General features: G+C 46.1%; 11 protein-coding genes. 1 reads left to right on the forward strand and 10 read right to left on the reverse strand.

The genetic code is table 11. The features are described from left to right. The first annotated feature begins 5 nt into the window (after positions 1-5). Complete coding sequence (locus tag GWP40_RS01075; RefSeq protein WP_212565700.1) at positions 6-1,970, forward strand: fructose-1,6-bisphosphatase; 1,965 nt, start codon at positions 6-8, stop codon at positions 1,968-1,970. 65 nt (positions 1,971-2,035) lie between these two features. On the opposite strand, the gene GWP40_RS01080 is transcribed toward GWP40_RS01075, so the two are convergent. The 10 genes from GWP40_RS01080 to GWP40_RS01120 form a co-directional block, all read right to left on the reverse strand. Next, positions 2,036-3,559 carry an FGGY-family carbohydrate kinase gene (locus GWP40_RS01080; RefSeq protein ID WP_230974509.1) on the reverse strand — a complete coding sequence of 508 codons (1,524 nt, stop codon included), beginning with the start codon at positions 3,557-3,559 and terminating at the stop codon, positions 2,036-2,038. A 4-nt stretch (positions 3,560-3,563) separates the two neighbouring features. Continuing rightward, a complete protein-coding gene (gene creD, locus GWP40_RS01085; RefSeq protein WP_212565702.1) occupies positions 3,564-5,078 on the reverse strand; it encodes a cell envelope integrity protein CreD in 1,515 nt (504 codons plus the stop codon). A gap of 23 nt (positions 5,079-5,101) precedes the next feature. After that, positions 5,102-6,373, reverse strand: a complete 1,272-nt coding sequence (gene prs, locus GWP40_RS01090; RefSeq protein WP_212565703.1) for a ribose-phosphate diphosphokinase — start codon at positions 6,371-6,373, stop codon at positions 5,102-5,104. Positions 6,374-6,915: 542 nt separating this feature from the next. Beyond that, positions 6,916-8,535 (reverse strand): DUF5723 family protein, encoded by a 1,620-nt coding sequence (locus GWP40_RS01095; protein ID WP_212565704.1) that lies wholly within the window; start codon positions 8,533-8,535, stop codon positions 6,916-6,918. 27 nt (positions 8,536-8,562) lie between these two features. Further along, a complete protein-coding gene (locus GWP40_RS12465; RefSeq protein WP_230974511.1) occupies positions 8,563-8,787 on the reverse strand; it encodes a hypothetical protein in 225 nt (74 codons plus the stop codon). 142 nt (positions 8,788-8,929) lie between these two features. Further along, positions 8,930-10,306 (reverse strand): hypothetical protein, encoded by a 1,377-nt coding sequence (locus GWP40_RS12470; RefSeq protein ID WP_230974512.1) that lies wholly within the window; start codon positions 10,304-10,306, stop codon positions 8,930-8,932. Beyond that, positions 10,194-11,180 carry a hypothetical protein gene (locus GWP40_RS12475; protein ID WP_230974513.1) on the reverse strand — a complete coding sequence of 329 codons (987 nt, stop codon included), beginning with the start codon at positions 11,178-11,180 and terminating at the stop codon, positions 10,194-10,196. Before GWP40_RS12475 ends, GWP40_RS12470 begins: the two co-directional genes overlap by 113 nt. A 230-nt stretch (positions 11,181-11,410) precedes the next feature. Beyond that, on the reverse strand, positions 11,411-12,901 hold the full coding sequence (coaE, locus tag GWP40_RS12480) for a dephospho-CoA kinase (RefSeq protein WP_230974514.1): 1,491 nt from the start codon (positions 12,899-12,901) through the stop codon (positions 11,411-11,413). 112 nt (positions 12,902-13,013) lie between these two features. Continuing rightward, positions 13,014-17,081, reverse strand: coding sequence for a FlgD immunoglobulin-like domain containing protein (locus GWP40_RS01115; protein ID WP_212565705.1), 4,068 nt, complete (start codon positions 17,079-17,081; stop codon positions 13,014-13,016). A gap of 129 nt (positions 17,082-17,210) precedes the next feature. Continuing rightward, positions 17,211-18,368 (reverse strand): peptidoglycan DD-metalloendopeptidase family protein, encoded by a 1,158-nt coding sequence (locus GWP40_RS01120; protein ID WP_212565706.1) that lies wholly within the window; start codon positions 18,366-18,368, stop codon positions 17,211-17,213. Positions 18,369-18,437: the final 69 nt, after the last annotated feature.

An 18,437-nucleotide genomic window follows, 5' to 3' on the forward strand; every position in this document is an offset into this window, starting at 1 on the left:
ATTATATGAAAAACGTACCGACAGAAACCCTACAGCACAATATAAAGTATTTGGATTTACTCTCCCGCTTGTTCCCCAATGTTACGACAGCAGTTGAGGAAGTAGTCAACCTGAAAGCTATTTTGAATCTACCGAAAGGCACCGAACATTTTTTAACGGATATACACGGAGAAGCGGAGGCGTTTAATCATGTGATGCAGAATGCTTCGGGCGCTATCCGGCGGAAAGTCTCCGAAGAACTCAGCTCAACGGTCAGCATTGACGATTTGGAAGAGCTCACCACGCTCATTTACTATCCTAAGGAAAAACTCGAACTGATCAAAGCGGACAAGAAGGCCAATATTACAAACTGGTACGAGCTGACTATTTACCGGCTGGTACGGGTAGCGCGGGCGACAGCCTCAAAGTACACGCGGTCGAAGGTACGAAAACTGCTACCGAAGAGTTTTGCTTACATAATGGAAGAGCTGCTGCAGGAAGATGAACACCGCTTTAACAAAAAGGATTATTACAGCGAAATTATCAAAAGCCTCGTGGAATACGGACGTGCGGATTTATTCATCATCGAGCTGTCCGAAGTGATAAAAAAATGTACCATCGATCACCTGCATATTATCGGTGATATTTTTGACCGCGGCCCGTCCCCGCATAAGGTGATGGATACGCTGATGGCGCAGAACAGTCTTGATATCCAGTGGGGCAATCACGATATCCTTTGGATGGGGGCTGCTGCGGGATGCCGTGCGTGTGTTGCAACAGCGATACGGATTGCACTCCGCTATTCCAATATCGACGCTATCGAGGACGGGTATGGAATCAGCCTTTTACCGCTAGTGAGTTTTGCCCAGCATGTGTATAAAGACGACCCCTGCACGCGGTTTATGCCAAAAGTAAACGATAAAAAACCTTTTGATGTCGATGCGGAACTGCTGGCAAAAATGCATAAGGCAATCAGCATCATACAATTCAAAATTGAAGAGAATATCATCGAGCAGAACCCTTCGTATAATATGGAACACCGCAGGCTTTTGCGCACCCTTAATCCGGCAGCGGGTACCATCGAAATTGAAGGAAAGACCTACACCTTGAACGATACCTCGTTCCCGACTGTCAACCCTGCGCATCAAACAGCGCTCACCGACGAAGAACAGTACCTTATCGACACACTGACCAATACGTTTATGACCAGCGAAAAGCTCAAACAGCATGTGCGGTTTTTGTATGCAAAAGGGAGTATGTACCGGCGCTATAACGACAACCTGCTCTTCCATGCGTGCCTTTTGCTGAATGAGGATGGCAGTTTTAAGGAGAAGGAGATAGACGGCGCCGTATATTACGGCAAAAGCTTGATGGATAAATACGACCAGATGGCGCGGGAAGCCTACTTTTCCGGTCAAAATGCGGATTTCCTCTGGTTCCTGTGGTGCAATCAGGATTCAACCCTTTTCGGCAAAACGAAGATGACCACCTTTGAGCGCTACTTTATCGATGATAAGGCAACACATAAGGAGCCGTCCTCGCCGTATTATAAGCTGATGGAGCGGGATGATGGTACGCTTGCCGCGCAGATACTCAAGGAATTCGGGTTAAGCGGTAATGCACACATCGTCAATGGGCACACGCCGGTCAAGGTTGCCAAGGGGGAAAGTCCGATTAAAGCGGGCGGCAAGCTTTTGGTTATCGACGGCGGATTTTCAAAAGCCTACCAAAAGACTACCGGCATCGCAGGCTACACGCTCACTTATAATTCTTACGGAATGACGCTGATAAGCCACCACCCGTTTGAGTCCGTGGATAAGGTTTTGCGCGAAGGCTTCGACATTGAATCTACAAAAGAGGTGATTGAAACCTTGGTTGAACGAAAGCGGGTTGCGGATACCGACACCGGCGCCGACATGAAGGAAAAAGTCCAAAACTTGGAAATGCTGATTAGCGCTTACAACAAGGGGATTTTAAAACAACAGGATTAACAACCACAGCGGCTGCTAAAACGGATTGCGGATTCATTTCTGAAAGCAACGGAATCTCTACTACCTCATGCAGTTTCAGAATGTAACAAGTATTTTTCCGTATACCGCTGTGCAGCAGCCTGTTCCGGTTCGTAGTACCGTTTGATGCGGATAAGCCGCTGTGCGATAGCGGCAAGGTTGTCTCCCCTGTCGAGACCGAAGAGCGCCAATGCCGCATCGCCGATCAATTCTCCATCGGCAAAAGCGGGAAGCGCAAAAGTTCTGCCAGTCATGTCGGCTTTCATTTGGCACCAAAGCGCATTATGCGCCTGCCCGCCGGACAAGGTATACACGGGATGAAAACCGGAAGCTTGTTCCAGTAAATCACAGCCGTGCCGAATACGGAAAGCAAGTGCCTCTACAAACGCGCGCCCCTGTCCCGCAAAGGTCGCGGGGTATGCACCAGAAGCAACGAACGGTTCCGCTGCGATCCGTTCCATTGCAGCAATGTAATCGTTACCCAAAAAGCCGTGAGACACCAGAAACGAGGAAAACGCTGCGCCGGAAGATGGAATAACGGATGACAGATTCCACAAATCAGGCATAACCGATGGCAGCAGCAGCGTTTTCTCGGAACGGCACGGCTGCGAGATACAGACGTTAATGCCCTCACTTGAGCCGGCACGGTCGCAGGCGGTACCCGCCGTCAGCGTTCCCGTCCCGATAAGCGCCGCGATAAAATCCGGTACACCGGCGATAACCGGAATACCACAAAAGCGTCCCATCACCGTACCGGCGGCTGCAAACGGCGGCAACAAACCGGCCAGTCTTTCCGTATTGATATGCAGTGCTTCTGCAAACCGGAAAAGCTCGTCTTTGCTCCAATACGCCGCCTCGTAGCGCGGATCGGGGAGACTGGTTACCGCCGCCCCGGTTAAAAGATAAGAAACATATTCCGGCCCGGAAAAAAGCTGAGCAGCGCTATTAAATACATCAGGGTACTTTGCACGGAACGCCGCAATCCGCGGCAAAAAAAGAGAGGCTCCTACCGGCGGGATCGCTGCGGTTCCATCTTGCGGCGCTCGTATGGCAACACTCTGCGGCGCCGGTACGGCAGCCCCCTGTCGCCCCGACACGGTATCCTCCTGCGACGCTCGTATGGGCATCCCCTGCGGCGCCAGTACGGTAAGCCCTTGCGGTACCGGCTCATTCCATAAAAACAGGGTATCGCCTTTAGCCGCATCAAGAATACCGTTAACAACATCATCGGGAGAAACAGCGGAGGATAAAGATACGGCAGACCGAGGAGATGCGGCGTTGATATGACTCTTCGGTATGCGTCCGGCAGCGTTGATGCTTGCTTCCGGCGCACGGCGGTTTTGGGGTACGGCGACAAGTGAAGGGCCGTTCCCCGAAATACAAATTGCGTCTATCACATAATCAGCCGGTAAGCTGCTCCATGCGGTAAAAAAGGTTTGAATCCAGTCTACCGCTTGAACAGGCTGCGGAAACAGCAAGCGTATAAACTTGAGAACCGTTCCGTCCTCGGTAATAAATGCCGCCTTTAACGACGACGTACCAATATCGGCACAGAAAATACCGTGATGCATAAACCTATGTAACGTCGCCGGAGAAAGACTCGTCATTCGCAAGCATTTGGTTTATATCGTCGTTGACAACTTCCGAATGAGTATGCACAGAAGCAAAACGAGTACTATACCAATCAACCCGCCGCGTAAGAAACATCAGCAGCGCAACAACGCAGAAGATACCGATACTGCCGATAAGCAGCGCATAATCTTCCGATTGCAATATGCCGAACAATAAAAAATAGGATATGGCTTGTACCGCAGTTAAAAGAATACCCCAACGTATCCGCTTAAAAATTGCAGCAGTATAAAACCCGACAACGGTACATACGCCTGCCGTAGCAATCAAATAGCTGAGATTAAACGAAACATGTTCGGAAAAAGACAATAACAGCAAATAAAATAAAATGTCGGCAATCCCGATAAGAAAATACTGGATGGGATGAATCCGCACCGCACTCCATAATTCGCATAAAAATATCGCTAAAAACGGAACCGCTAAAAAAAGGAGCGCATAAGTAATGCACCGCTTTACTTGCGAATAATGATTAACGGGTGTAATAAAACCGATCTTTACCGTTTCGGGCGAACTACGGATCTCCGATACGGCTTTTGCCTTATAGCCGTTATATTCATCATACACATCCGTATCTTTGGATATACTGAAATCCTGCGCTTTCCAACTACGGGGAAATACCGTGCTTAAACCGGAAATACGCCAATCGGCGGAAAAACCCGAATCGTCGAGTGTACGGCTCTTTGGCAGCCATCCACCCGAAAAACTGGGAGCAGACCATGTCGACTGCACAGTAAAACTGTTATCCGCAGCAAGCGGTACGATACAAAGGCTTTTACCTCCTTGTATGGAAACAGAACCCTCAATCGAAAAGCCGGAACGCACGGTATCTTCCGGCACCATGTAATAAACGGCATTGCGAAACGGAGATGCTCCGGCAGGGGCAGTCAGCGCTTCAAGCAGCGGCTTACCGTTCCCGTGAAGTGCAGGATAAGCGGTTAATGTTTTTTTATCTTTTATCCCAAGGATAAGGACAGCATCTTTGTAGCGAATATTTTTTTCCGCAATATTGAATTGACTAAATTGAAAGGCGGAGAACGAAGCGGTAATCGCAAGCTCGCCGTTAAAAACGGGTACGGTAAATATACCCCGCGAAAGGTGATAAGGATTAATCTGTGTTACCAGATTATATGTTTCCGGAACTGTGAGAATATAGTCCGTTTTTTTCTCTTTTTGAACAACCTTTCCGGAAGCATCCGTATATTCAACCAATTCGTTATATGGCACGGCAAGCAGCAAGCCTTCAATAACAGGTTCTCCCCCAGCAGGTTCCATGATAGACGCTTCGGCAGTCCGCCGGTACCCTTCCCGATCATTAACAAGTGAGCGAATAAACGCAAGCGGAATAAGCAGTATCAGCATCATAATAAAAATGATAACGGGTTTTATCCACGCCGCCTGATGGGGAAACATTGATTTCTTAGGCATAGCAACAGTAGTCTCCGAGGATTGTTTTACATCCATACTAGTTCCAGTCTTGCTTAGTCTTATTGGCTATCTGTCTTATTTTGTGCATTCGAATCCGCTGTATGCAATATCCGCTCGATAATATCTCTATTATCCAACAAACCACTCAAAGACTGATTATGATGCAACCGCGAAATAGCCTGCGCAAATAATCTTGAAACGTCAGTTGAAATATACCATTCCTTCTTGAGCAGCTCTTCGTGGTATACAGCATTGGTACCGATGATGCGATAAAAATGGCCTTTTTTATATGCTTCATCAAAAAGCTGGATTGCATCGCCGGTAAAAAACGGCAAACTCACAGCCGCAATAACCTTTTTTGCACCCTTGCTTTTGAGGAACTCCATTGCCTTTAACAAGGTTCCGCCTGTGCCGAGCATATCATCGGCAAGGAAAGCAGTTTTGCCGTTTACATCGCCTAGTAGATTGATATTTACAATATTGGATTGCTTTGCATTTTGGGTAACTACGGAATAATCACGCTCTTTGTAAATCATTGCAAGCGGTTTTTTTAGACCGCTGGAATAGAATTTGTTCCGGTCTACCGCCCCGCTATCCGGCGCAACAATAACAAGCTCGGCATTGGGATCTGCAAGGTTTTCAATTTTTATCAGCTCTCGAATAATCTGATAACTTGCATGAAGATTTTCGATTCGGGCAGTATGGAAGGAATTTTCAATCTCGCGGGAATGGATATCCAACGTAATAATTTGATCAACGCCGAGCGTTTCGTAAAAATGTCCCAGCATACTGGCAGTCAATCCTTCACGCCCCTTCTTTTTATGCTGACGGCTATACGGATACACAGGAACAACAAGCGTAATATGCGCAGCTCCGGCATACCGAACGGCGTCGATGGTTACCATCATCGACATAAGGTGATCATTGACCGAAAAAACGTGTTGATTCTTACCTTCATTCACCCAGAGCGGATAATGATTTTCTACGTCCTGAAAAATACAGACATTCTTTCCACGAATACATTCCAGTATTTCCGTCTTAAATTCGCCATTCATAAAGTAGGTAAAACGGGCATTCACTTTAAACCGAGGAATACGGATTTTTTCAATCTCATTATTTTCATGTAAACCGGAAGAAATAAGATCGTTATAAAAATTGAGGTCTCGGATGAGGTTTTCTTTTTGTAAATTATACCGTTTTATTAACTTATCTATTTTTCTATTAAGTTTTTCTACATAAATACGCCTTAAATGCTGAATTACCGCATCGGCAAAGTGCTCGCCGCCCGGACACGCCAGAATTGCCAAATTCGCAGACCCGGAGTATATCATACCCGCCCCCTCATGTCGGAATAAATTTGAGCATTAGTTTACATGTTTTTAAAAAAAATTCAATCGGTCTTTGTAGGGTAAACGCATCAGGTTGCTTTTTAACAACCCCGCAGAAAAATTGATACTATTCGACCAGAGTTGAACCGCTTCGCGTTTCAAATGGTCTCATAGTATCAATTTTTCCGCGTTTTTTATCTACTCTACCTGATGCATTTTACCCGCTTGTTGGAAAAAATGTGCGAAATTTTAAGCAAAATTTCGCACAGAAGGAAGGCAAACGCATCAGGACACACACGGATATAGCTTTCCGTTAGCCTTTTGAAAATAGCTTGTTGAGAAGCGTACATCCGTGTACGCTTCTCAACGACGAGATTTGTGCATACCACAAATCTCGCTTCTATTAAATTTTACGGACATCCGTATCCGTTCTGAAATTACAAGGCGCGAGCACAAATTAACCGCAGGCGTATCTATGATACGTTGAGGACACTTTTTTTGCCGTATGACGAAGTAGATGCGTCGTATATTTTCAAAAGGACATCCTAGAAACCGATACCTACGCCAAGCTTTACCCCAACTCCGGATAGAGTGGTAAACGTACGCCTGAAATCCTGTGACGCAACCGATGCGGCAAGGTTAAGTGTAAAACCGCGCGAAGCAATAAAAAAGCAAAGTTCATGTCGCCACATTCGTTCGATACATCCGATATCCAAATAGACCCCAAGCACTTTTGCAAACCGGCTTTCAATTTTAAGTCCCCCGTCCACATAATACGGCTTTGCATTGATAACCGGAAAGGCAAAAGACGGTGATAAGATCAAATAATCATTTTGAAACGGTCTAAAATCTGCCCCGATTTGAATCTTACACGGACGCATAATTTTTTTCTGAGGCAACTTATCGGAGAGCTCATCCATTTTCATATTTTGAGTAAAAATTTCTTTATTTTTATCTCCGATAGCGCTTAAAAGATTGTCTACCGAACCTTCAAATTTAAAATGACTCTGCAGCCCCGTATTCATTTGTACAACCATAAGTGGCAAATAATTTACCCCGCCGGTAACGGTAACCCACTTTGTCGGGCTGTATGATCCACCTAAACTAAGATCGAGCCCACCGTTTTTTAAAAGTTCGGGAACAGAAATGCCTCTCCTCGCTGCCATTGCCGGCAAATACCCATAAATATTTGCTGTGCCTTCCGCTTCCATGATCAGCCCTTCAATATGCTCTCCGTTTTTTTTGGGTGATAAGGTGACTGTTGCTTGCGGATTTTCCATATATGCAAGCGGAATAAAATACGCAAGCCGGGCAGAAAAGCCGTAATTCGGTTTTTTCAGTTGATACAGTATTCCTGTGTCGGCAAAAGCATTGAGCTTTGCATTGACAGCTCCTTTAATTGCCTTTCCATCTGCATTCGCCTCATTTCCTTTTGCGATAAGATCGAGCAAACTTTTTGAGACATTCGTCCATCCATCCACATTAACTGTGGTGGAGAGTTTTACAGTGTGCTCTTCAAGTACAGTAAATTGAAAGAACCAATCAAAGTTAAATAAAACGTTTGCATGGATACCTGACTTTATCGTCTTGTCTGAAAGTGTATTAAGGTCGATAACCAGTTCCGGCTGAAAAAAGTCCTGAAAAGAAAACGCATTGTTTGCACCACTGGCTGCAATTGTTAATCCCGAATGCATAGAAAGCGAGCGCCGCTTAGACCGCTCCGTCGGTTCATTCATTTCAACGGGCTGTAGTACATCTGCATGCTCTTGCTCTTTCGTGTTCTGTTCAGGGACGATTACCGTTCCCGCGCCGGAAGATTCGTTTTTAGCATTTATGTTTGGAGCTGACGAAGTCACGGATTCGGCTACACCGGTATCTGTATGAGCAACAGGCTCAGCAGAAGTATTTTCGGCAGACGCAGCAGAAGGCAGCGCGGTACTGTCGTCATTGTCAACAGAAACGGCAGCGGGTGTTTCGTTTTCGGGCATAGCCGCCTCGTTTTCTCGAGAAGGTTGTGCCGTTGCTTCGTCGGCTTTGACGCCGCCGGGCATTGCTCCTTGTTCAGTCAATATTTCTGAATCGGTAGCAGCACTTGTCGCATCCTGTCCAAACGCTGTAACAATGCCTATTACGATACATAATACAATAAGATATTTTTTTTTCATTTTATTTTCCTCAGAATGCTCCGGTAATTAGTTCACTTTCATCGAATAATCGATATCCGTTTCGGCTAAGACAGTGAACGATGCGGACACGGCAAAATCCTTATTAATCTTAACAGTGCGTTGTTTATCTGCCGGAAATTGAAGAAGAATTTCAGGATATACGGGATATGTATTCTGGAGCGTATCCCAGTCATCTTTAGTGAATTGTAATAATTCCCCTTCTCCGGTAGCCGACGACAGTTCTTTTTCCATGAGCACAGAGCCATTCTCCGTCTTCGCTCGAAATATAATAGACGGTTGGAACCCCGAGTCATTTCGAATATTTGCATTCAACCGTATCGACTGCAATGCATCCATAATTTGTTCGTTAAGCAATTTATCGTTTGCACTTGTTCTATTTAAGAGATCCCTTTCGCCTATTTTTTTTCATAAACGGCATAAGCGATATTGGGTCGGGCGTATCGATTGTAAAACCGACCGGAACATCTAAAAGCACATCGAGCTTTATTTCGGCCTTTTCTCCGTTTTTTATTATATCGTCATAGGTTGCGCGCTCCACGTCCATTTTGTCCATAGTCAATGTATACGCAAGCTGTATACCAGTCGGGTATTTATTCAAGATATCCGCGAGCGTACTATCGGTAACTCCACGTTTTATAGCGAAACTGTAGGAAGGAATCGTCTCCGTATATTCTTTTTTAGTATCAACGAACTTATCGGCAGGAAAGTTGTGTAATGTGCAGTCAGTTTCACTGCAGAACGTCATCGACTGGGGAGTGCTACTACCTTCTTCTGTATAGCGCGCAGACAGCCCTATTTTTATCGACTTATCAGCCAATAAACCGGAGGCAGTGCCCGCATATACATATACCGGTACATCAGGCATTTTCAGATGCACTTTCTTCAAGTTTGAAAGGGCAGAGAGATCAATAAAGCTATTGTCCCCCTGAGGATAAGAAAACGACTGACCGTTTTGCGCTTTCAACGTAATTTTTTTCCAATCAAGAGTAAACTTTGTTTTTACAGAAACTTTTATGTCCGTACCGGTAGAAATATTTTGTAAAGTAAACGTCTTATCACTATCGTTATAATTGGGAAGTTCCACTGCAGCATTCAAATCAAGATTAGCCGTATGTTCCACATCCAACATCCAATCTGCAATACTTGTGTAGGTGCGGTCCGTTGATTTTTGGGAGGGGAAGTCTTGTGATTGCGACGATATATTAAGCGCAATTGACGAAAGCGTCAGCTTTATAGGGTTCCCTTCCGGCAATCCGTTGTCCATCGTTACCGTTGCACTCACTTCTTTAAACTCTATCTTATTAATCCATTTTTTCATGGCTTCGGGAATAGGTTCGGTTTTTGCTATTACAAACGTATCTCTATTTTTCAAAGTAAGTTCGGTAAACTTCCGGATGGAAAAGCTGAATTCGGTAGTCAGCGATTGGGATGGTTTGCGGTACGTTGCATTCTTTAATGTTACCTCAAGCTCCGGCGTATACGTCAGCGTTTTTGAATCATTGAGCGTCAAACCGGCAAGCTTAATCGGTTCTCCTAAGGTACGAAATTCTGACGGATTAATATTCAGCCCCTGCACACCGTCTTTTTCCGCCTGTGCTATTTTTGTTTTCTCTTTTATTTCTATCCCGCTCCACCCCTCAGGCTGTCGGAATGCAAACTGCAGAGTTCCTTCTCCGATAACGGCTTTTTTTAAAATCATCCGGCAGCGGCAATTCAACAGTTTGAGCGCTGCCCGGCGTAAGATGTTCAAGATGGGCGTTTACGCCTTTCACTTCTTGTATCGTTCCTTCAAGGGTACGCTTGAACGTAACCGTGCCGCCCGACGATGTGCTGTCGTGCAGAGTCATCATCCCTGTAAGGGTTAGCGAGTTGCCTATCGACCTACCACCAAGATAAAATTTTACCACATTTGAGGAACCGTAAGGGCTATGTCCGTCAAATGTATTGCCGTTACTGGTAAGTTTTGCATCGGAAAATGAACACGTCATACCAGTGGGAAGCTCTGCCGACAGTGTTAAATAAGCATCGTACTCGAACGTAAGTTCTTCAAAACCTTCAAAGTTAATAGGAATATTTACAGGTATCGAAGTTTCGCTCGGTGTGTCAGCCGGAATATTTATCGATGGCAGCGTCGACGAATCAGCATTGTTAAAAGCCTCCAGTAATTTAGTATTAATCACATCAGGCTCCGCTATGGTACACACTTGGGTGGTGTCCAAAGTAGGAATGGAAATCTTCTCATCTACCTTGTATGAAAGTCCCGTGTCGCTTGAAACCGCATTTTCTCCGAAATAATTGCTTAGATCAAAGTCTAAAGATTTGATAGGATAGTGAATTAAATAACGCAACTGATTTTTATCTTCACCTGTTGCATCGGACGGAGTATAACGAAATATACGCGCCTTTGTACCGGAAGACGAATCTCCGTTTGAAGCTATAATATCTCTCAGTTGTTTATCTATATCACTTACTGTAATTTCCTCCGCCCCCAACGGCAAATAAACCTTAGGACTTGCTTTTACTCTAATGCTTGAAAAAGGCTGCAAATTACAGGAAGCAGTAAAAACCAAAGCGATAAGCATACCGATATATACGAAATATTTGCTATATTTATGACAAGACATCCTTTCCCCCTTAGATAGGCTTTCAGCTTTTGGACAGCCCTACCAAAAATTGCGTTGGCTTTGGATAACGAAATAATTCAGTATCTATAGAATATATCACGTTATCCGTGCAAAAACAAGAAGCGCTTTTGATATCCCACGCTTTTGATATAAAAAAAGGGAGCCGGTAAAACAACGGCTCCCTTTTCCGGCTTACTCTATAAGCTATCACTAAAAAACCAGTTCGATTTTTAACTATTCGTCTTTACCTTTTCTTCCGTAACATAGCTTTTTTCAAAGCCCTCAATTTTTTTGATGCTATTTAGCCAGTATTTTGCCTCGGTGTTATTGGTAAAGGGACCGACTCTTACGCGGTGTGTTAAGCCTGCCGACGTTTCTTTTGTAAAAATCTCTACTTTCATGTGCTGCGCCGCAAGCTTATCCCGTGCGCGTTCGGCGTTAATCCTGCTTGCAAGCGAAGCGGTCTGAACCCAATAAAGAGTCTGAACTTGCGGCACAGCAGGCTTTGCAGGTTTAGCCGACGTTTTCGCCTTAGGTTTAACGGTAACGGAAACACTCGCTTGCGTAGAGGGCTTCTTTTCCACAGCCGGTTTCGACGGGGCTTGCACCTCAGATGTTTTAGGCGACTGTGCAGGAGGTTCTTCTTTCTTTGTAGAGGCAGCGCGTTCTTCCGGCTGTTCCGGAGCGGTATCAATACCGATTTGTTCCGCCAATTCTTTAGGAAGACCGGAAACGTCGGCAGTTCCCGCCTGCACGGTTAAATCGGAAACGTCAATCCCGTTTGTTTGGTCGCTCTGCCCATCGGTGGAAATGATATTCAGATTATTCAAATTGATAATGTTTCCGGCAGCAGCGGGAGCGGTTCTATCCAGTCCGGCAACCCTATCGGGGTCTCGTGCCCATAAGTCAGGATCAACATTGGCGGAAGTACCGGCCGTTTCATAAGGAACAGTTTCCCCGCCGGCCAATGCCGTTGCGCTATTTCGCGACGGTGAATATAAAAATAGTGCAATACCGAAAATAATCAATACGAATAAGCTTACCGAAAGGATAACCCATAAAATTTTCTTTTGTTCCATAGCTGCCCTCAAAAACCCTTTTCGCGCAGTACGCGCTCGATTTTTTTTCCGTAAAGACTGCACGGAATGAGCGTTTACCACGCTTACAATATCGGCATTTTGCAAAAGGTATTGAGCAAAGAAATCTTTTTGCTGTAAAAAACGGGCAATGAGCCGACAGAGCGGGATATTATCGCGCTTTCTGCCCCGGATAAGTCTGATAAAAAACGGCGCTTTGATGTAAAGAATAAACGAGCATTCGGGGGTTAAAGAGGTTTTATGCAGTGTCGGCGCATTGAGAACAATCGGCCTGTTTGGGCATTCGGTTAAAGCATCTTTGATAAGAAAGCGGATACGCTCTTCAATTTTGGGGAGAATAAAAGCTTCGTGTTCCGCCAGTAGCGCCGGTTCCGAAAAAAGCAGGACACTCAACGCCTTTCTGTTCAATGCCCCCTCCTGTGTCCGCAGCTGTAAACCCCGCTTTGCAGCATGAGGGGAAAAACGTGCTATCACCGCCTCGCATTGCTCCTGCAGAACCGTATGTGCAACCTTATCAGCATCGATAACGGCATATCCTTTTTCTTCAAGGAAGTCCGCAACCATGTTTTTCCCCGCACAGGACTGCCCTACAAGTCCGATAAGGTTAAGTATTTTCTGCATCATTTCTGCTCCTTTGGCTAAAAAAAATCCGCAAACAGCTTCGCCGCCTGCGGATTTCTCAAATTGCCGGTTAATGCACATCGTACCTCAACCGGCGGTATTCAACATTATTTTGTTATTTAATCAAGATAAATTCAACACGGCGGTTTTTCCACCAGTTATCCCTATCGGAAAGCGACGCAATCGGCTTTGTACCGCCGATACCGACAGACGACAATCTACTGCGGGATACGCCTTTTTCGATCAGGAATCTGCGGACAGCATCGGCGCGTGCGCCCGAAAGCGGAATAAGGTCTTCTCTTTCTTCACGTTCCGTCCCGCTTACGTTGTTCGCATGTCCTTCAACCTGAACCTTGTATTCGGGGAACTTATTCAAGATTTGCGCAATACGGGTTAATACCTTAACATTCCGATCAACGACATTTTGTTCGAGTCCTTCAAAGTCGGCGGCATTCTTTCTAAAGATAATAGAAGGAACGGCAATTTTGAGCTTATCTCCATCGCGGATAACCAGTACATCGATTGGGATATACCCCTTAACAACGGAGGTCTGTCCGACTTCATCGGTTACGGTAAAGGTATACGGATAGTCGGTAGCCGATTGTACGGTTTCGCCCTTTAACGAACGGCCATCCCAGACAATCTGCTCGGTTATCTTATTCTTTCCGCCGGTACTCCAGAATAGCTTATTGCCGGTATCTTCCGGTTCGCGGATTTCAAACGACCACTGCTTTAACTGCGTATCCGACTTTGCGGATAGGTTAATAAAGAGCTCGTCTTCGTTACCGTCGTTATCAGGGCTAAAATACTTAGGAAGCATCTTAACTCCGAGTTCAGGAGCTTTTGTCGAAGAAACAAATGGCGCACTGCTGACCGAAAGCTCATCTCCTTTCGTATAACGCAGCGAAAGCTCTGCAACAAAAGTGCCGGAAGCAACACTGCCTACATCGGATTTACCATCCCACTGAATGGAAGAAGCAAGCGCATTCCCTTTTTCCGATGACCATGTCTTTACCGGAGCGGCATTGCTGTTATCCGCTGGCTTTATTACAACCGACCACGAAGCCAACCCGTCTTTCAGTGTCGTATGAACGGTCAAGTTTTGCGTATCCTTTATGCCGTCTCCATTGGGAGAGAATGCAGGCAGTTCCGCAGTGATATACGCTTTAGGAACTCGCGAGTCAATCACGATATTGTCAAGAGACTTGATTGTCCTATTACCTGCCGGATCCTGCGCAAAAATAGTATAGCGGTAGGTTCCGTCGGGAACTTTATTTCCCGAAGCATCGGTTCCGTCCCAGACAAAATCGATAGCTTTCCCTTCCCATGCAAAGTTTCGTACTTCCCTATTACCGGAAGCAGTAATGCTGCCCGTCCACAGGTTTTCTGCGGAAGATTTCTGCGTAACGGGTAAATTCGGGCGTGTTGCCGCACTATCCGTAGAGAATGCCAGATAGGGTGCGGAAATTTCCACTTCGGGATATTTCGTATCGAGCGTAATTTCGGGGATAGTAGACTTAGCCGTCTGTCCGTTGGTGAGCGTTACGTCGATAGCGGCGGAGTATGAACCGTCAGCACACAGCTGCCCTTTTGTATCCCCCGCATCGGCAATACCGTCCCAGCTGATTGACGCGGGCGGCGTACCGTTTCCTGTAACCGTTTTTACGGCAGCACCCGTTTTATCGTAGATGCTGAAGGTGTAGGAAGCCGCTGCGGTGTTCGATTTCAGTTTGGGTGAGAATACAATCGTATCCTGTACGCCGTCTTTATTCGGCGAGAATGCCAGCATATTTGCAGACAAAATGATATCCGCTTTTTCGGTATTCAGCTCAACCGAAACAGGCGCCGAATATCCGGTATTGCCGGCGTCATTTTTACCTACTAAGCGGTAGGCGTATTTTCCGTCCGCGAGCAAAGCCCCTGAGTTGTTCCGCCCATCCCAAGCAAAACTTGCAGCGTTATCCTTCGTAATTGCAAAGTTGCGCACCGGCTTGCCGCTCATATTACCGGCGCCGTCAAGCGCATAAATTTCGGCTGTCCACGTATCACCGGCGCTCAGCTGCTGTGTAAAGGTAACCGTATCGAGCTTTCCGTCTCCGTCCGGAGAGAAAATGTCAGTCGACGCTTTTACCGTTGCTTTAGGTGCAGTAACATTGAGGGTGAATACCGGAGATGTTTCGCTCGGTGCATATCCGTTTACATACCGTGCGGAAAGTGTTGCTCTGTAATCGCCTTCCGGTAAAACTTTTCCGTTCTTGTCTTTTCCGTCAAAGGTGATTGCCCCGATACGGCTTTCGGTTATCGTGTGCACCGTGGTTCCATTTGCGTTTTGAATATCGATTTTCCATTCCTGTAAGCCGGTTTGAATCGGAATTGCCGGTGATAAAGTGATGGTGTCCTTTACGCCGTCCCCGTTCGGAGAAAAGGCATTGGTACTAATGGAAATACCGACCGACGGTTTGATAGTGTCTACGATGATATTGGGCACCGATTGAGAGGCGCTGTTTCCGGCACGGTCGGTAGCGGCAATTTTATAGGTGTAAATACCATCGGGAACAAATTCACCTGCATCATTCTTCCCATCCCAGATAAAGTCGGAGGGAGCGGCCTTTACGGTGTCGGCTGTGCGCACAACCTTGTTAGCAGAATCGGTAACGGTTGCAACCCATTTATCTTCAACGGAGCCGCTCTGCTTGATAAGGAACGTATCCTTGTTTCCATCCCCATCGGGACTGAAAATCAACGCATTTTGACCGGAAGGAGGTGTAACGGTAACAACCGGCGGCGTATTATCAACTATAACGGCATACCGTTCCGTTTTTGCCGTGTTGTTGTTATCATCGGAAGCAGTAAGCGTAAAATAGTAAGTTCCGTCAGGCGCAACCGAACCGGAGTCGAGCATACCGTCCCACCGCAGCGTCCCCGGTACTTCAACACCTGATTTTGCTTTTGTCAAAAGTTTCCAGAAGGACTTTCCACTTAATTGCGGACGGGATTCCTTGTTTGCAATGGTACGGACAACCTCACCTTTTTCGTTCTCAAAAACACACTCCCATGCCATTACATAGCGTTCATCAGTGATGGATAACGGAATTTCAAGCACATCCTGCACGCCGTCGCTATTGGGAGAAATGTATTTTGTTTCGGGATAATCGATACTAATCACCGGAGCTGCCGTGTCGGCTTTTCCAACCTTTACATTTACCCCTGCGCCGATTGCCCAGATATTATTATAAAAAGGTTTAACGGCAACCTGCGGAGTAATGTCGCTCTGTTCCCACGCATTCGCTTCATTCGCATCTTTTGACTTAATTTTAATTGAACAAGCAAGAGCAAATGACGGAATATAGGTTTGCTGATGTTTCAGCGTTTCAACAAGATTAAAGTTCCATCCGGTTTTAAAGGTAACCATATCGGCAAACTTCATGTGCAAACCGGTATCAAAAACAAGGTTTTGGAATGTCGGAAAGGATAGATCAAAAGCCATACCAAGCTTAAAGTTTTTCACCGAAATAAAGGTGGTCGCAAAACCGACGCGGGGAGTAACCATACCGGGGAAACCGCTCGTTTTGTCGGCGCCTTTTATACCACCCCTGCCGGCGTTATACGGCTTACCCATTCCGGTAATCGAAGCGCCGACTTTTGAATCCTTCGCAAATCCGAGATCCCCGAACCGATAAAGGACACCGATATCGGCTCCTACGCCCCAATCGGTGCCGACAATACCATATAGACCGATACCAAGCGCCAGCTTATCGGTTAAATCCTTTGAATACGAAAACCGCATCGAACCGGCTGTACCCCATTGCAGAGAATTAAACGATGAAGTAAAAAAGTGAACATCGGTAGCGATAACACCCCATCGAGCCGGATATAAAAAATCGATGTTTGCCAAATGGCCTTTTAATCCGAAATCGTTTGCGGTGTTCTTATTAAACCCGACAACGGCAGCATACGAAAGGTCAAAAATAACCCGCTGCTCATACGCAGGAAGGGCAGGGTTCGTTGCCGATTCGGCAGGATTTCCATCCCCGAACGGTCCGCCGGTAGCGCTTGCTTGACCGCCCAGCAAATCGGGAGAAAAGAACGTATTGGCAGCTTCTCCTCCTCCGGGCGGGTTATAAGCAAATAAGAGTGTATATGCACTCAATAATGCACATAAAGTGAATACAATTCGTTTCACACAATCCTCCTAAAATATATTCTGTGGGGCATCTCTAAAAAGCTTGTTTTTTAGACATCCCCTGTGATACGTTAATAAAAAATGTACCTCAGAATCTGTTATCAGCTTTGCACAATTCAGTATAGCGGCCTATTTTAGAACGGAGAAAGGATTAATCAAGCTCCCGTTTTTATAAATAGACAAATGCAGATGCGGGCCGGTGGAGTATCCCGTATTACCGACCGCACCCACGGCCGCACCTTGCGTGACATACTGCCCCCGCTTTACATAAATCGCAGATAAATGACCGTAAAGGGACTGATACCCACGATCATGGGTTATGATAACATAATTTCCGAAAATGCGGTTAAATCCCGTTTCCGCAATTTTTCCGTCTAATGTCGCTTTTACCGCAGTACCGGTCGGCGCCGCTAAATCGATGCCCGAATGGAAGCTTCGTACCCCCGTAAACGGGTCGCTCCGGTACCCGAACGGTGAGGTAAGCCTGCCCCGTATCGGATAGATAAACAGCTCGCCGAGCGCTTTTCGCAGCTCAAAAGACGAAAGCGATGCGCCGGGGATAAAAAGCTTTTGCCCGACTGCCAAAGTTTCCTGCGTTAAATCATTTGCATCAAGTAACGCCGTAACACTTACTTTATGAGCTGCTGCGATACCTGCAAGGGTTTCGTTCTTTTTCACCGTGTACAAAAGACCATCCGTCGAAGGTATACGCAGCACCTGTCCGGCGCTAATCCGGCGCGCGTTATCGATATTGTTAACCGATAGCAGCGTTCCAAAATTCCGCAATCCTGCCCGGGAAGCGATACCGCTGATGGTATCGCCTTTCCTCACCGTATAATCTTTAAACGTTACCGTCGAAACATACCCCTCCGCAACAGGCGCCGCTTCTTGATCGGCGAAATTTTCCTGTTCCGGAAAAATATACGAATGAATCGCGCGGCTTAACGAAGGCTCTTCGTTAAAGCTCATTGTCCGAATGGGATAAGAACCGGCGCCGCTGCGCAATAGCGGAACCGCCAACACCGCATACAGAATACTGAAAATCAGCAAAAAAGGCAAAGGGTTCAAACGCATCAATGGAATAGTATGATTAAAAGCGACCCGTTTCTTTGTATACGGTATATTTGTACTCTGAAAATCGGAAAAAAAGCGCATATCGGCGGCTACCGCCGCTTGTCGAGCCTGCCCGCCTGTATATTCATTTTTACGCTTTAGCTGAACAGCAAACGACACGGAATCATTTTGCACCGTATCCATATCGGATGCATGATACGTGATAATATTCATAGTTACACTATCGGCAAAAAAACGAAATTCTGACAGAGTAATAGACTTACTTTATACAAAATATCTGAC

This window comes from Treponema vincentii, assembly GCF_018336815.1.
GTDB lineage: Bacteria > Spirochaetota > Spirochaetia > Treponematales > Treponemataceae > Treponema.